At 35.2% G+C, this 15,772-nt stretch carries 12 protein-coding genes and 1 pseudogene; 10 read left to right on the top strand and 3 right to left on the bottom strand.

Going from position 1 to position 15,772, the window contains the following annotated elements; all coding sequences use genetic code 11:
- Positions 1 to 127 precede the first annotated feature (127 nt).
- From rfbA to BGM26_RS13315, 10 genes and pseudogenes are all read left to right on the top strand, one after another.
- Entirely contained in the window at positions 128 to 997 is an 870-nt protein-coding gene (rfbA, locus tag BGM26_RS13355) for a glucose-1-phosphate thymidylyltransferase RfbA (protein ID WP_217040282.1), read from the top strand.
- A 28-nt stretch (positions 998 to 1,025) separates the two neighbouring features.
- Entirely contained in the window at positions 1,026 to 1,724 is a 699-nt protein-coding gene (locus BGM26_RS13350; protein WP_217040281.1) for a putative nucleotide-diphospho-sugar transferase, read from the top strand.
- A 122-nt stretch (positions 1,725 to 1,846) separates the two neighbouring features.
- Positions 1,847 to 3,148 (top strand): annotated as a pseudogene (locus BGM26_RS21570) (UDP-glucose dehydrogenase family protein); the annotation flags it as partial.
- Positions 3,149 to 3,184: 36 nt separating this feature from the next.
- Positions 3,185 to 3,919, top strand: coding sequence for a YheC/YheD family protein (locus tag BGM26_RS21565; RefSeq protein ID WP_254119557.1), 735 nt, complete (start codon positions 3,185 to 3,187; stop codon positions 3,917 to 3,919).
- A gap of 156 nt (positions 3,920 to 4,075) precedes the next feature.
- Positions 4,076 to 4,939, top strand: a complete 864-nt coding sequence (locus tag BGM26_RS13340) for a hypothetical protein (RefSeq protein ID WP_217040279.1) — start codon at positions 4,076 to 4,078, stop codon at positions 4,937 to 4,939.
- A gap of 105 nt (positions 4,940 to 5,044) precedes the next feature.
- Positions 5,045 to 5,878, top strand: coding sequence for a hypothetical protein (locus BGM26_RS13335; protein WP_217040278.1), 834 nt, complete (start codon positions 5,045 to 5,047; stop codon positions 5,876 to 5,878).
- Between the two features lie 219 nt (positions 5,879 to 6,097).
- Entirely contained in the window at positions 6,098 to 7,192 is a 1,095-nt protein-coding gene (locus tag BGM26_RS13330) for a YheC/YheD family endospore coat-associated protein (protein WP_217040277.1), read from the top strand.
- A gap of 5 nt (positions 7,193 to 7,197) precedes the next feature.
- A complete protein-coding gene (locus BGM26_RS13325; RefSeq protein WP_217040276.1) occupies positions 7,198 to 8,583 on the top strand; it encodes a UDP-N-acetylmuramoyl-tripeptide--D-alanyl-D-alanine ligase in 1,386 nt (461 codons plus the stop codon).
- Between the two features lie 175 nt (positions 8,584 to 8,758).
- Entirely contained in the window at positions 8,759 to 9,766 is a 1,008-nt protein-coding gene (locus tag BGM26_RS13320) for a YheC/YheD family protein (protein WP_217040275.1), read from the top strand.
- A gap of 170 nt (positions 9,767 to 9,936) precedes the next feature.
- Complete coding sequence (locus tag BGM26_RS13315; protein ID WP_217040274.1) at positions 9,937 to 11,160, top strand: ATP-grasp domain-containing protein; 1,224 nt, start codon at positions 9,937 to 9,939, stop codon at positions 11,158 to 11,160.
- Positions 11,161 to 11,333: 173 nt separating this feature from the next.
- Here the strand turns inward: BGM26_RS13315 and BGM26_RS13310 are convergent, their stop codons facing one another.
- The 3 genes from BGM26_RS13310 to BGM26_RS13300 form a co-directional block, all read right to left on the bottom strand.
- Complete coding sequence (locus BGM26_RS13310) at positions 11,334 to 13,505, bottom strand: YheC/YheD family protein (RefSeq protein ID WP_217040273.1); 2,172 nt, start codon at positions 13,503 to 13,505, stop codon at positions 11,334 to 11,336.
- Between the two features lie 241 nt (positions 13,506 to 13,746).
- The gene (locus tag BGM26_RS13305; RefSeq protein ID WP_217040272.1) at positions 13,747 to 14,271 is read right to left on the bottom strand and encodes a CotY/CotZ family spore coat protein; all 525 of its coding nucleotides are present in this window, start codon (positions 14,269 to 14,271) and stop codon (positions 13,747 to 13,749) included.
- A 26-nt stretch (positions 14,272 to 14,297) separates the two neighbouring features.
- On the bottom strand, positions 14,298 to 15,506 hold the full coding sequence (locus tag BGM26_RS13300) for an ATP-grasp domain-containing protein (protein ID WP_217040271.1): 1,209 nt from the start codon (positions 15,504 to 15,506) through the stop codon (positions 14,298 to 14,300).
- Positions 15,507 to 15,772: the final 266 nt, after the last annotated feature.

Raw genomic sequence — 15,772 nt, 5'->3', positions numbered from 1 at the left:
ATTATTGAATACTATGTAGGACAAAGGATGCTGGATTGATTGAATTCCATTAGCTCAGCTAAAATTACTGATTACATTGTTGGGTAAATATGGGTGAATAAAAGGTTATTAAGAAAGGAGTGACAAATTGAAAGGGATTATTGTTGCTGGAGGAAGTGGGACAAGACTTAGTCCTTTAACTAAGATCATTTCCAAGTCATTACTGCCTGTTTATGATAAACCGATGATTTATTATCCGCTTTCCGTCCTCATGCAAGCGGGTATTAATGAAATTTTAATCATAACTACACCAAATGATAAGTCTAGATTTATAGAGTTATTAGGAGATGGGTCGCAATTAGGGCTTTCTTTAAGCTATATAGAAGAACCAGCTCCAAAAGGGATTGCCCAAGCTTTTATTTTAGGTGAAGAGTTTATCGGTAGCAATCATGTTGCGTTAATACTAGGTGATAATATTTTTTGTGGATATGATCTACTTTCATTAATAAGTAATGCAATGGAAAGGGAAACAGGTGCAACTATTTTTGGGTATTTTGTTCATGATCCTGAGCGTTTTGGAGTAGTTGAGTTTAATGATACTGGAAAAGTAGTTTCCATCGAAGAAAAACCAATAAATCCGAAAACAAACTACGCAGTTCCCGGGTTATATTTTTACGATCATCGCGTTGTTGAAATCGCAAAAGAACTTAAACCCTCAGAACGAGGGGAATTAGAAATAACGGATATTAACAAAGCTTATCTTGAAATGGACGAATTACATGTTGAGCTTATGGGGGAAGGGTTTTCTTGGATTGATACGGGTACCCATTTTTCCCTGTTTGAGGCAGCACTTTATGTAAAAGAAATAGAAAAACATCATAACTTAAAAATAGGATGCATAGAAGAAATTGCGTACAAAAAAGGGCTTATCTCAAGAGAGCAATTAAAATCATTAGCTAAGCCTTTTCTAAAAAGTGATTATGGAAAACACTTAATGAAGTTAGTAAACATAAAGTAAGGCATTCACAAACTAAAGGAGAGATGAAATGATACCCTCTTATGATTTTTCACTTTCACCTAGCAGTAACATGGTGATTTGCTGTTTAGCAACAGGAAAGAATCATGAGGATGCACTAGATATTATGAAGCCGACCGTCGAATATTACGGAAAGCTTCATAATATTGATACCTTATTTATTAAAGAAAAGCTTCTTCCTAACGAGATGGCTAAAAAACATAAAATATTATTATTATATAACTTATTAAAATCCTATGAAATTGTCATGTGGATGGATTCTGACACCATATTTGTTGATCCAAGCGTCGATATTCGTAATGAACTAAATACCGATCATTTAGTCTATATGACAACTTATTTTGGAAGGTCGCCGCTTTTCCCAAACTCTGGTGTTATCGTTGTGAAACGTGACCCGAGAACACTAGAAATATTAGAGAAGGTTTGGAAATTCAAGAGAAAACATCGCCGTGGATGGTGGGATCAACAAGCTTTTTTAAAGCTGCTCGGGTTTAAAAACTATTATGTTCGTATTCTGGCCTATAAAGGTCCTACGAAATATTCCCCGCTTATCGGAGAATTGCCTCTTAAATGGAATAGCCGACCGAATCGTAAAGATGCTGCTAAAAATCCACTTATTATGCACCATTGCGGGTTGGATTGGGGGGTGAGGTTAAAAAGGATGAAAAGAAGCTATCAGCAATTTTTGGGGAATATTGAGAGAAAATAAAACTGATAGTGAAATATGAGGGCCAATATATTAGGAGGCACCATCGATATTGGTTTAATAAGGGAAATCATATGCTATGAAAGGAGTTACTTCATCCAAAGTTTGTGAAGGGATCGATCAACATGAGGAATATTACGGTAGTAGGCACGGGATATGTGGGCTTAGTTACTGGTGTATGTCTTTCAGAAATCGGACACAGTGTGATTTGTATTGACATAGACCAAGCAAAAGTCGAGAAATTAAATTCAGGCAAGTCGCCTATCTTCGAGCCAGGTTTAGAAGGGTTAATGATAAATAATATTAAAAGGGGACGTTTACGCTTTACATCTGATCACTCAGAAGGTTTTATGAACTCGGAAATCATCTATATTGCAGTTGGAACTCCACAAAAGACAGACGGATCTGTGGATCTAAGTTACATTAAACAAGTTGCCATTCAGATTGCTCTTAATGCAAAACGTGATGTAATTGTTGTGACAAAAAGCACGGTTCCAGTTGGTACAAATCATAAGATAAAGGAAATAATCCAAGAATATTTAATATCCAATGTAAAAATAGATATTGTTTCAAATCCAGAATTTTTAAGAGAAGGTTCAGCTGTACATGATACTTTTAATGGGGATCGAATAGTCATCGGGGCGGAGTGTGAGCATGCCGCAACGATCATTGAAGAAATCAACAAACCTTTTCAAATACCAGTTTATAAAACTGACATTCGCAGTGCCGAAATGATTAAATATGCATCAAATGCGTTTTTAGCAACGAAAATTAGTTTTATTAATGAAATTGCCACTATATGTGAAAATGTAGGTGCGAACATAGAAGATGTCTCAATTGGTATGGGGAAAGACTCACGTATCGGTTATCAGTTTCTTAAAGCAGGAATTGGCTACGGCGGATCTTGCTTCCCAAAAGATACGAATGCCCTTTATCAAATAGCCAGCCATAAGGATTATTCATTCCACTTGTTAAAAGCAGTCATTGATGTAAACAACAAACAGCAAACTCTTCTTGTTGATAAAGCGAAGAAACGATTTGGTATTTTTGAAGGTAAAAAATGTGCCGTATTAGGTTTAGCGTTTAAACCAAACACAGATGATATCCGTGAGGCAGCATCGATTGTCATTATAAATAGATTAGTAGCGGAGGGAGCGGAAGTAATCGCTTACGATCCAATCGCAGTTGAAAATGCAAAGAGAGTGCTGCCGCCTGAGGTTCAATTTACGGGGAGTATCGAGAAAGCCATTCGTGGAACAGATGCAGTATTCATTGTTACTGAATGGAGAGAAATTATTGATTTTCCATTAATAAAATATGTAGATTTAATGAATCATCCGATTATTTTTGATGGTAGAAATTGCTATACATTAAATGAAATAAAGAAGTTTCCGATTGAGTACTATTCGATTGGGAGGCCGTCTATCGATGGGGGAAATAACCGAATAAGGGAGTTACAGCATATGAGCGTTTCTGTTGGGAAGTGGACAAAATATAAGTTGATTTTGGAAGATGAAAATCTTGCGTCTCATCTTCCTGTAACTAAATTATTTAAAGAGGAATCATTATGGGAATTAATGGACCTATATAGTGAACTTATGATTAAACCAAGCTTTGGTCATAAGGGAAAGGGAGTTATACAAATAACCTCATTTGGTGAGGATAAATTTGGAGTTCAAGCTGGACTTAATAAAATTACTATTCACGGAAAAAAGCCATTGTTTAAATATTTAAGGGAGAATCATTGTTCCCCTAAAAGACAATATATAATACAGAAATGGATTTCGTTGGCTAAAATTGAGGATAGTCCAATTGATATTCGGGTAATTGTGCAGCGTAAAAGAAAATCTTCAGAATGGATTGTTACTGGTAAACTTGCAAAGATTGCAAGGGACGGTTTCATCATAACAAGTGCGGCAAAAGAACTTGTACCTGTAGAAGAAGCTATTGAAAGATCGTCTTTAAACTCTCAGCTTATACAAAAAATTTTAATTGAATTAGATCAGGTTTCATTAAATACGGCTAGACAATTAGAAAAATATTATACGAAAAGCCGCCTTATAGGGCTTGATATGGGAATTGATCAGGAAGGTAAAATTTGGATTATTGAAGCGAACTTGACACCGAATATTGCTATGTTTAATAAGGTTGAGGATAAAAGTGATTATGAAACAATTAAAAGTTATCGAAAGGGTTAAAATGAGAAAAGTCAAAGTGAAGACTAAAAGATAACTATTTTTAAGCTCTTCGAATAGGATGGTGGGTTAGCATGAAGATGGAAAAAAAGAATATTTCCAGACTGAAACTCAGACGCGATTTCTTTAGCTATTCGATTCAAATGGATGATGATAAAAATGTCTAACACCCTTTTCTCTCTAAAAGAACAGTTAAACCAAGTTGAAGAATTTTTAAAGGGACTTGGCCATGAAGCTAGCATAAATTCAGATGAAGATAAACAAAAGCCAGAAATTGTATTTGCTATTTCTCTAAAGAGTAAAAAGGTTTCTCGTGATTGGGAAAGGGTTCAAAACAATCTGTCTAAGACCTTAAGATCAATTTTTAACAATACTGACCAAAAATTTCGCATTATTATTGCTGGACATAAAAAGCCGTGCATAGAGGAACTAAATGATGAGCGAGTTACATGGTTATCTGTAAAATTTCCTCCCCCATTAAATTCCGTAGGGTTTACTAGCGATAAATATCGCAAACGCAAGGTGATTGGTGCATATTTAAGAAAACATGGATTTTCCGGATATTTCATGCCTTTAGATGCAGATGACTGGATACATTATCGATTTGTAGAATATATACGGTCACTTCCGGTTTCTGATGCATTTATTTTAAACAAAGGATGTATGGTGAATGTATTTCAAAGAGAGGCCTGGGTAAGGGATGGTTTTTTTACGGGATGTGGAAGCAGTGCGTTGTTTTACTTTTCGAGTGAAAAACTTCCTGATACATCTATAGAGAAAGATTTACAAACAGAGCTTTTTAAATGGAGACATCATGGGAAAGTTCTACAATATCTTAGAAAAATAAATAAAAGCTATACAATGGTTGATTATCCGCTCGTTACCTGGGTTCTCGCACATGGAGACAACAATAGTATGATCAAAAAGAAAATGAATAATCAGATATCTGCAGAACGATTTAACACTGTTGGAGAAAAGCTTGAAGAGTGGTTTTGTGAATATTTTAGAATATTAGATAAATAGGGAAATGCAGGAAATTTACTAAGGGAATAAGTTTTATCCCCGCATTTATAGACAGTTATACCCACTTCAATTTAACTCTTGGGATCGGATGGTGAGTTAACAAAAATGAATCTAAAAGAACGGTTAAACCAAGTTGAAAAATTTGTTAAGGGATCTTGCCATGAAGCCATCGTAAATTCGGAAATAGATAAACAAAAACCAGAAATTGCATTTGCTATTTCTCTTAAGAGCAAAGAGGTTTCCAGTGATTGGAAAAAAGTTCAGAACAACTTAGCCTTGACCTTAAGATCGCTATTAAAAAACACTGACCGAAATTTTCGTATTATTATTGCCGGTCATGAAAAGCCAAATATTGAGGAACTAAATGATGAACGGGTTACATGGTTATCTGTAAAATTCCCTCCTCCATCAAATTCCAAAAAAGCTACTAATGATAAACTTCACAAACGCAAGGTGATTGGTGCATTTTTAAGAAAAAGTGGTTTTTCTGGCTATTTCATGCCTTTAGATGCAGATGACTGGATACACTTTCGGTTCGTAGAATATATACGATCACTTCCTATTTCTAAAGCATTTATATTAAATAAAGGATTTATGGTGAATGTATCTCAAAATGAGGTTTGGATACAGGATCAATTTTATAAATATTGTGGAAGTTGTGCATTATTTTATTTTTCTAATGGAGATTTTCCCAAGACTACTAAAAAGTCAGATATAAATAAAACGGCTTTTAAATGGGTTACTAAAAATCATGTTAAAGTTCCGCAATACGTGAAAAACCATACAATGGTTGATTATCCGTTCGTTACCTATGTTCTCGCACATGGAGAAAACCTTAGCGTTATTCAAGGGAAAAGAGATAATCGGATATCTGCAGAACATCATAACGGTGTTGGGGAAAAGCTTGAAGATTGGTATTATGAATATTTCAAAATCTAGAACAAATGAAGAAATACAGAAAAATTACTAGCATCTCAAAAGGAGGTAAGCTTCTATGAAGCTTGCCTTTTTTCACGGTTATCCCTGTGTAACAAAAAAATAATACAGGGCATTTGCCGTTACCAAGAGTTCTTACTCGGAATCTAATAGTAATAAGGGCTGAGCTTATTTATATGAACAATTGGTCAAGTTTTATTTTACTGAACTGGAGGTCATGATATGAGTAATTCAAATATTGGAATTTTGGTAGATGGATTGATATATAGTGGAATCGAGTATGGACATTCTTATTTTGAACGGATTTCATTTTATGAAGAGGCATGCGAACAATATGGATTGGTTCCATGTTTTTTTAGGTTAAGTGATATCAATTTTGAATCTAAACAAGTCATGGCATTTGTCAAAGAGGCCAACGGAGATTATGTAAAAAGAGAATTTGCTATACCTTCGATCATTCATAATCGAGGTCTTTTTTTTACTATGGGGGCAAAAGAAAAAATTAAAAACCTTCAAGAAGCTGGAATAGTCGTATTTAATGAAAGGAATCGCTATGGAAAGATGAAGGTTTATGAAACATTAATTCAAAACGAAGACTTGAAGCCACATTTGCCTGAAACAGTCAAAGCCAGCAAGGAAAATTTTCAGAAGATGTTGGAAAAGCATGATCAACTGATTATTAAGCCTAATAGTGGAAGTCTTGGGAGCGGAATTATAAAGGTAGAACGATTAGAGGGACAAAGTTGGGCAGTTTCCTACAACGAGAAAAAAGGTGAACCAAGTATTCAAATACCTTTTACAAATGAATGGCCAGATTTATTAAAAAGGAAGATTTCCAACAGTTATTACATCATTCAGCAGCGCATCCCTTTAGCTACTTACGAAGGAAGTCCTTTTGACATGCGCGTGTCGGTTCAAAAGAATGGTTTAGGCGAATGGCAAGTAACAGGAATTGTTGGAAAAGTAGCAAAATCGGGTGGATTTGTTACGAATGTTGCCAAAGGTGGGGAGTGTAAGTCCCTTCAGGAGTTATTAAAGGATTTACAGGAACTTGATTTTAACATAGTTTATAAAAATATTGAGGATTTCTCCATTAAAGCAGTAAAAGAACTAGCTGAACATTTCCCTCATCTAGCAGATGTAGGTTTTGATATTGGCATTACAGAAGATGGATTTCCGATGTTTATCGAATGCAATGGAAGGGATTTACGCATTACGTTTGGAAGGGCGAACATGCTTGATGTTTGGAAAGCAACTTATGCTACACCGATGAGCTATGCGTCCCATCTATTAAAATCCAAGATCGAACAGGGGTAAAGATCATGAAGTTACTTACAATATCTGAGGTTTTAACAGCTATTAACGGTAATTTGACTCGTGGTGACAATCAATTAGCAATTCACAATGTTTGTAGACAGTTAAAAAACTTAAAGGACCATTCATTGTATTTTCATATGAGTAAAAAACCGATCGAACCAAGCATATTCATGGGAAAAAGCCATTATGTGATTGTAACGGAAGATAATCGAATTGGTAGATATATAGATCCCTCTTCTTGCCTCATTATAGTGGAGAATAGCAAGAAAGCCTATTTGGATTTTATCGATTATTATCGGGGGCTTTTTCAGATCCCTGTTATCGGAGTTACAGGAACTTGTGGAAAGACAACTACAAAAGAAATGATTAAACATATTTTGAAAAAGGATTATCGGGTCCATGGCACCTTCCTTAGCCAAAATGGTTTACATTTAAATCTGCAATATTTAATGGGAATAGATGAAAATACAGAAATGGCAGTCTTTGAAATGGGTGTTGCTTACCCCGGAAACATTCGAATAAGCGGGAAATACTTTAAACCAACAATCGGTGTCATCACAAACATCGGTGAAGCTCATTTGGAAGGATGCAAGACTTTAGAGAAATATGTGCAAGCAAAAGGTGAAATGTTAGAGGTTTTATCAAGCAATGGGACTCTCATCTTAAATGAAGATGACGAAAATATCAAGAAATTATCATTGGAATCGTTCAAAGGGAAGATGCTTTCATTCGGCTTTAACAAAGATGCAGATTTCCGTGCATCCAATGTGAAATATGAAAACCATGGCATGCAATATCGTTTACATTTCTCTAATGAAATTTATGAGGTTTTTATTCCTGGATATGGTGAACACAATGTATACAACAGTCTCTCGGCAATCGCATCGGCTAAGATAGTTGGTATCCCTATTGAAGAAGGAATCAAAAGATTAAGGGACTTTAAAGTCATGGAAAGGCATGTAAAAACGTACAAAGGCCTTAATGGTAGCACAGTGATCGATGATACTTGGAGCTGCAACCCTAGCTCGGTTAACTCAGCCATTGAAGTATTAAAAAGCATTTCAAATGGAAAGAAAGAAGTCTTCGTTTTAGGGAAAATGCAGAGGCTTGGAAATCAGTTGAAAGAACAACACGAAAAAATGGGAAAAACGATGATGGATTATGGAGGTGTCGACTATTTAATCGCAGTTGGTTCATCGGCTGCTCTAACAGGAGAAAGTGCGATTGCATCTGGCATGAATCCTTCTAATGTATTTTTCGCAAATGATGCGAACGAATTAGAAGCAATTTTAGATAAGATTAATAACGAGGACATGATTATTCTTTTTAAAATGTCCCTTGGAAAAATGGATCCCTCCTATCGCAAGGTTGTTGAAAAGTATCGATTGTAAGCTAATAACCCCTACTTCATCAACTTTGGTTTTCAATATTTATCCAGCTTTTCGAATCATTATTTTTGAATAAAGAAATTGGCTAACTCGCCGATTTCCCCTATTCTAATTTCTGGACTTTAACCTCTGAAAGCCGCGATAGCGGTTTTCCTGACCTCTGTAAGGATGTGGTGTAATGGTTTCAATTGGAATGCTCCACTATCGATATAACCCAGAAAAAGTAAAAAAGGCGTTTGCTTTTGCGTCTGTTGCAAAAATGGAAGGAGCCGATTTTTCTTATTTTTCCTATAAATGTATAGATTTTGAGCAAAGGAAAATCAATGGATGGGTCTATGAAAGTGGGAATTGGATTCAGAAAGAAATAGAATTTCCGGAAGTGATCATTAACATTAGTTCTCCAAGGACAAAAAAGCAATCAGCTATTAAAAACCAATTAAAAGATTTCGCTATTTTTACAAGCCATCCTGTCGGAAATAAAATGACGGTATATAATAAGGTCCTTAGTGGGGAGAAATTTGCTGACTATTTAATTCCTTCCACTCAAATAAAGAGTGGCAAAGATGTCTTGCCTTTTTTTCAAGAATATCAAAAACTCGTCATAAAACCCCTTTCTGGCCATCATGGAAAAAATGTTATGTTCATTGAGGAAACCTCTGATGATTCTTACCAATTGACTGATGGATCAGTAAAAAAAATCTACAAAGAAAAGCTATTAACTTTGTTTATTAATCGTCTTATTCGGGAGAAAAAATATTTGCTGCAGCCGTTTATTGAATGTAAAACGAGAGCCGGATTAACGTATGACTTTCGGATTCATGTTCAAAAAAATCGAAACGGGGAGTGGGAAATTAACTTGATTTATCCACGGATAAGCGGAAATTCAAAAATGATCAGTAACATTAGTAGTGGAGGATACCGAGGAGAATTAGTGCCTTTTTTAATTGAAGAATTTGGTGACGATTATCTTGAAATAAAAGAGTGTATAGAACAGTTCGCCTTAACGTTTTCAACCCATTTTGACAAATTATATGATCATCCATTTGATGAGCTCGGTATAGATGTGGGAATTGATCATTCTCATAAGCTATGGATTTATGAAGTGAATTGGCGACCAGGTTCTAAACATAGAGAATTTGAGGTTGCAAAACGACTTATTCCATATTGTATCAATCTCTGCAAATAGCGATCGTGGCAAGGTAACAGGGAAAATCGCTTTTAAAGCTTTTCCCTTTTCTCAAGAATGTCTGAACTCTTTAATTCTCTGCTTTCGTGATACAAAACCATACAAAAAAAGGAATATCTCATAAACATATAACATGTCATTATTTCGAAATTATGTAGGGAGTGAACTGTTTGAAAACGATTATCTTTATTGGCACAAATAAATCTGGATCGAGTAGGGAAGCAGTTAAAGCAGCAGAACAACTCGGTTATTTTACGGTTGTTTTCACAAATAACGAAAAGCAATTGCACCAAAGGAAAGAATATATTGATGTTCATGAAATGATATTAGTTGATACGACGAAACTTTCTGAAATGAAAGCTGAAATAAAAAAGCTACGGTCAAGAGGCATGGATATAAAGACAATTGTTAGCTTTATTGATTCGTATGTTCATATTGCTTCCATTCTTTGTGAAGAATTTTGTCAAAGTTATATCTCATCTAATGCGATTTCTAAAATGGAAAATAAAGAGGAGACCAGGGTTTTTCTAAAGAATCAACCCTATACCCCTAAATTTGCTATTATTAAGCCAGATGAACTTATTTCATTTGAAAAAGTGAGCAAAAAACTTAACTTTCCAGTCATGGTAAAATCGCCGAAATCAACAGGTTCTAAAGATGCGTTGTTTGCGGAAGATAAAGAACAGTTAGATAAACATACATTAAGATTGCGGGAAAAGAATCCAGATGAAGCCATTATTATTGAAGAATATTTTGATGGCGACCAATATTTAGTTGAGGCACTGGTGTATAACAATAAAATATTAATTGCTGGCATTCTTGAACAAGAAATTACTCGAGGGAAACGATTTATTATTACAGGTTATGGTGTGATGGTGAATGTTCCAAGGGAAATAATAACTGGAATTGAAAGGATTCTGCATTCTGTCGTCTCACAATTTGGCATTAAGAATGGTCCGCTTCACCTAGAAATACGACGTAATAATAAAAAAGATTGGAAGCTCATTGAGATCAATCCAAGAATCTCTGGTGGAGCAATGAATAAAATGCTTCAAGCTGCATTTGGTTATAATTTAGTAGAAGGAACTCTTAAGTTATGTTTAGGGGAAAAACCTACCCTAATACCAACATGTCGAAATTACGTATTTACCCAGTATATCGTTCTGTCAAAAAGTGGAATATTGGAAAAAGTTACTGGAAAAGGGAGGGCAAGCAAATCCCCAGGAGTAGTTGAAGCCTACGTTAAGCCTAGAAAAGGAGCCAAGCTAACTCCACCATTATCGATGGGTCATCGATATGCCTATGTAATCGCAGCAGGGTCAAGTATGGAAGAAGCAAAAAAGCTTGCCAAAAATGCTGCAAATGAAATTGAGTTCCACCTAGAAGCTGAATAAAAATGAGGGCCAATGAACCAAAATAAAGTGGATACTGTAAAGATTTGTCCGATTGAACGGGGCAATGGGCACCGAATATAAAACGGTGTCTTTTACTTTTTAATCCCTAATGCCTTCATAAAAAAAACCGAATAAATTCACTCATTTTGTGAGTGTCTTTATTCGGTGATTTTTTATTTAGTCCCATATGTCTGATCTAAAAATTTCACAGTATCAAACATATTCGTTTTACTAGCTCCTTTGACTAAGATCGTGTCATCTTTTTTTATTATTTTTACTAACAAGTCATGTAATTGCTCCTTATCGGTGTAATGGTATATATTTTTAGCAGGAAAACCCTTTGCTTTTGCTTGTTCTCCAATTTCCTCTGTTCGATAACCATAAGTGATTAAAATGTCCATCTTTTGTTGGTAAACATAATCTCCAACTTTACGATATTCTTCTTCTCTTAAATCTCCTAGTTCCCTCATTTGCCCAATAATCGCTATTTTACGGCGCTTTGCAATATTTGAAAGAACATCAATGGCGGCTCTTACTCCTTGAGGGTGAGAGTGAACGGTATCATCAATCACGGTAATATTGTCACGGCAGTTGTATATCGTCAGTCTTCTTGGTGGTTTTTTAAAGAGTAGCCCTAATTTAATTTCCGTTGGAGTAAACCCTAAGTAGTCTGCAACAGCTATTGCATTAAGGGCATTGTAGACATGATGCTCTCCTAAAATAGGGATAAAAAGCAGGATTTCCTTCCCTTGGAGCTTCATTTTAAAAGTCATTCCATTATCCGCATATTTTACATCGTAGGCCCGATAGTCAGCGGCTGATTTGATCCCAGTGGTGATGATCTTTCCTTTAAATTTTTGTGTCTCTAAATACTTTGAATTTTGATCATCCTTGTTTAAAAACAACACTCCTTTTTGGTCCATCCCATGGATTAATTCAGATTTCGCCTTCGCTACTCCTTTAATATCGCCATCGAAATTGCCTACATGGGCAAGGCCGATATTTGTCACAATACTAATATTTGGCTTAATAATGCTGCAATGTTCTGTAATGACACCAGGGTAAGCCATGCCATATTCTAATACAACTGCTTCATGTGATGAATTGATTTCTTCAGCGTGTTTTTTGGTATGTTCTGTTGTATTCCAATAATCCTTCGATTCAAATACATTCCATTTTTTTGCTAAGATTGAAGCAAGGAATGCCTTTGATGTCGTTTTACCAGCGCTTCCTGTTATCGCAACAATTGGGATTTTCATTTTTTTATCTTTGTTCTCCTTCTGTGAAGCTATTATTTTACTTTTTATTGCTTTTTGGTTATTTGCTAAGTACATGGCATATTTAATGGTATTAATCACTACATCTAATTCCAAATAAAAGGCCGGTGGACAACCTGGGCGCCAGTTTACCTCATATATCCATATTTTCAAATTCTCATCTAATCCAACATCAACTCCAATTTCATCAATGACTTCCCCGTAATGCAGCATTTGAAGCTCATCCAAATGATTGGCTAAAGACAAGGAAAAATGTTCAAGTGTTCGTTTAATATTAAAGGCTTCTTCTTTGAATTCTTGTTGTAAAAAAGGATCTAAATAATTGGTGGAACCACCATTGTTAATATTTGGAACGATTGATCCTTTTGGAGCGATTCGCGGATAAATCGTAGTGATCACCCATTTTCCTTCGCCGTTTTTTTGAACATGGAGTCTGAAATCATATACTTGCCCAGATCTTGTAATTGATTGGATATAAGGTTGGGAAATATAGGTTCCTGTTGCCAGCATTGCCTCGATAAAATCGTTAAGTTGTTGTTTTGAGTAGTAAAAATTTTCGGTGTCTTTCTTAACTTGAAAACCGTTTTTATTTTTCGAAATGAAAAAGATTCCTTTCCCCTTTCTGCCATCAATCGGTTTAAATACAACCTTTTCAAATGCATGGACAAATTTAAAAAAGTGCTCCGTATCTTTTACAATTTCGGTAGGAATGAGGTAGTGCGAAAATTCTTTTGCTTCTTTTAATCTTTCATTTATATTCCATTTATTACCAATTGAATGAGTAGTAAAAGGAATCTTTTCTTTTAAGCTTTGAATAATTTCCTTCGACTTGGAAAGTTTTTCAGGACTCCCTGCATTGTAGATGACATCTGGGAAAGGCATGATTTTCTCCACCCAATTGCCGTTTTCATATACTTGGCCTCTAATGGAATTGTTAACGAAATTCACTGTTCCGGGAGAAAAATAGACAAATTTCGCTCCCTCTGCTTTAGCAACTGCCGCATAGGCATAAGACTTTATGACAGTTTGGGGGTCTTTACGATGATGTAACATTCCTATTAATGTCATAGAATAATCTCCTTTTATCTTATCTATAAAACCTTATACATTACATTCAATTCATCATCCTTTTGATACGGACAGTCGTTCAGTTTTATTGATATTTTAAAAAGATGGGTGTAACAAATGATCTTTAGCAGTGTACTTGTAAGAATGGGCTAAATTATCGGGATGGATAGCGGATAGGATTGATCATAGAAGAAGGACGATAAAAAATGCCCCAAGAATACCTAGGGCGAAGGTTAATGCATTACCACTTTGGCTCAATAATGATTTTCCTTTTGAGTAATTCAGTATCTAATGTTTGAATGGCGCAAATATTTAATAATTCAATTTCTATACATGCTGATGTTTTCTTTAATCGAATGACATCAGAAAGTGAATGTGCAGGATCGCCATGTATATTTATAGGACGAAGTAATGAAATCGTTGCCCGGCATTTTTCTTGATCAATCGATTCGATTCGAAAATAATTAGTTGTAAAGAACTCTTCTTTCCCATTTTTATGATTAATATCCGTACCTACATGTGAGAGTAAGCCTTTTTTTGTTAATAAAAAGAATGGAATAGTATCTACGCCTACTATTTTTCTAAGTAATTTACCGAAGTATTTCGTCGAGGAATTCATTAAAGAGTCTTGTAAGGATTTCAATTCAAATAGCGCATCACATAAACCGTGCTCACAACTCAATTCCACTGTTAGCCCCCCATATCTGCCCTTTTTAATATAGTATTTATGAGTCAATGGGATTGTGCGGATTGGAAAGGAATTCATACTTGGTCAATCCACCCATTTAGCGCTTAAAGTGGTTCCAAGTAAAACTTTATTTCCTTTGCAGCCGCTATTGCGCTTGTTCTTGCTTGTTCCGGAGATTCCGCGGCTGCGATGATGCATGCATAGCGATTGCCCATGGTGTGGGGGTCGATTAAAATACTTCCTTCTTGAGGCTTGATATGAACGTATTTTACGTCTTTATGCTTCAAAGCCTGTTCTCTACCTGTTACCTTGAGGAGTTTACCCCGAGTACTTATCGTTAAATATCTAGCGTACACATGCTGTTTTCGAGATTCTATTAAGGAAGGTTTCTCACCTAGAGACAATCTTAATATTTCTTTTATAAGATTCATTCCTGTTCCTTCTTCAATCATTCGGTTCATCGCTCCCCCAGACATTCGAGGATTGATCTCGACTAGTTTCCATTTTCCTTGAACCATTCTCATTTCCAAATGGCATGAGCCGTTTGAAAATCCCATTTGATCAATAATGTCTGCGATTGAATCAAGAAGGTTTTTATATTCTTCATCCTTTAACATTGCAGGATAGCTATATCCAATCACAATAAATCGCTCATTTTTAGTAACTTCTTGTTCGATTACTCCGACAACTGTCAATTTATTTTTGTGAACGATTATCTCAATTAGAAACTGTGGTCCACATAAATATTCTTCTACTAATACTGGTTGCCTTGGAGACCTTTTTTGTAAAAATTTTAGTCCAGCCTTAAACTTCTCTGGTGTTTCAACTAATAATACATTCTTAGAACCATTTGAAGCTGGCGGTTTCAATATCAATGGTAAAAATGCGTTGTATTTCTGCACAAACTGATCAACAGGTAGATCATGATTAAAGATTTTATAAAAAGGGGAACTAGAAAGGTTTGTTAATTTTTCTCTAACTCTTATTTTATTTTCCATAATAAAAAGTGAGTCTGCAGATAGCTTTACTAATCCTAAATGATCAGATAATTTTGCGGCATAAGAAACATAGGGATCAATAAAACTAATGCATGCACATATTTGTTTGCCTGTTTCCTTTAACTTGGTTATTTCATCGATAACTTTCTCTTCATCCTGTAAGTCCTTGATAAAAACAAAATGATCAACATCCGGAAATTTGTGGATTTTCTTATTTGTAAACAGAACAACGAAGTATCCCATTTCTTTAGCTATCGTTAGTGCTTCCTTGCTAGTTCCGAAATTACTGCACCCAATAAAGACAATCGTTTTCATTTGGACAACCAACCCGCCTTAATAAGGTAGCTTATTTAACTATTTTGTATAAATAACATATGTATAATTGGATTAGTTGACACTTAAGGTGAGGGCGTTTTAAAAAATAATAATGCCTGTGCCCGGTTGATACTGCATCAATAACTCGGGGAAAATACATACGAATTTTCACACCATTTTACAAATTAAAGAATTTTTTAACATATAATCTTGCTTTATTCGTTAGATTATCATATACTACATTACAACAGTAATGCACTAGTTTT

The sequence above is a fragment of the Bacillus sp. FJAT-29790 genome (assembly GCF_019039215.1).
GTDB lineage: Bacteria > Bacillota > Bacilli > Bacillales > Cytobacillaceae > Cytobacillus.
The sequence above is the reverse complement of the archived record's forward strand: the minus strand, read 5'-3'. Positions and strand labels throughout refer to the sequence as shown.